At 61.9% G+C, this 1,097-nt stretch carries 1 protein-coding gene and 1 pseudogene; one reads left to right on the top strand and one right to left on the bottom strand.

Features of this window, described 5'->3' with window-relative positions; all coding sequences use genetic code 11:
- On the top strand, nucleotides 1-336 hold a 336-nt coding region (locus tag EN991_RS37315; protein ID WP_164769710.1), incomplete at its 5' end, for a Crp/Fnr family transcriptional regulator.
- A gap of 368 nt (nucleotides 337-704) precedes the next feature.
- Here the strand turns inward: EN991_RS37315 and EN991_RS37310 are convergent.
- Nucleotides 705-1,097 (bottom strand): annotated as a pseudogene (locus tag EN991_RS37310) (SEL1-like repeat protein); the annotation flags it as partial.

Genomic DNA, 1,097 nt, shown 5'->3' with positions numbered 1-1,097 from the left:
GTTCTCGAAACCCTCGTGCACAATGCAGCGGTTGTCGCTCAACATCTGACCAATGTGGGACGACGCAGCGCCTTGGCGCGGACGGCGCATCTCTTCCTCGAACTGATGACGCGTCTGGAACGAATCGGCTCTGTCACGCGCAACAGCTATGAATGCCCTCTCACCCAGTACGATCTGGCGGACGCACTGGGACTCACTCCCATTCATGTCAACCGGATGCTGCGGGAACTGCGCGAGCGCAAGTTTCTCGAATTTCGGCAGGGCCACGTTCGTGTGCTCGATCAGCAGGGCCTGACTAAGTTTGCTGGATTCGAGCAGGAATATGTCGACGGTTGAGACGTCCCGGCATGCGATGGCAAGCAATCTTGCTCCCCGGTAGCGGCCATCGGGCAAGATCGAGGACGGGCTTTTCCGGGCAGCATCCACTTTCCGGCGGCGGATCTGTTCCGTGTGGCCCGCTCCCTATCCCGACTGGCGTCCGCTGGCCAGGCGCCGGCCAATTCAATCTCGGTTTCTTGGCGCGATCTCTTCGCGGTTGCCTAAACGACACCGTCCTTGGCGTCCCGCTGCAGCGGCGAGTCCGCTCGGCCCAATTTAAGGACCACAATCAGGAGCGATAATTGGCGCTCGGTGCTCGGATCCTAAACAGAGCGTAGCTCTTCCACCAGACCTATGGCCCCCGCAGAGCCAGCCTTCGAGGCAAACTATGAGAGTTCATTCGCCGCTTCCTGAACACCCTGCGCAAATGCTCGCTCGAGCCAAAGGCGGCCTGCTACCGGGTTGTGTTCCCCGGCACGACCATTGCAGAGATAGCCCCCGAGCATGAGTTGGGCATAGCCATGTCCCCGCTCGGCGGCGGCCGCGAACCATTTCTGCGCTGCGACCGGGTCGAAGGACAGACCTTGGCCATTCGCGTACTGGGCACCGATCGCAAACATAGCCCCGGCGTGCCCGGCTGCGGCTGCCCGCTTGAACCACTGCGCGGCAGCCTGAGGCAAACAGGCGCCGCCACGTCCGTTGAGAAGCATTTCGGCAAACGCCACCTGCGCGTCGACCATGCCAGCATTGGCCGCCCGCTCAAACCAGCAACGGGCTTG

The sequence above is a fragment of the Mesorhizobium sp. M7A.F.Ca.US.005.03.2.1 genome (assembly GCF_003997795.1).
In the GTDB taxonomy this organism is placed as follows: Bacteria; Pseudomonadota; Alphaproteobacteria; order Rhizobiales; family Rhizobiaceae; genus Mesorhizobium; species Mesorhizobium ciceri.
This window is presented reverse-complemented; position numbering and strand designations above follow the sequence as displayed.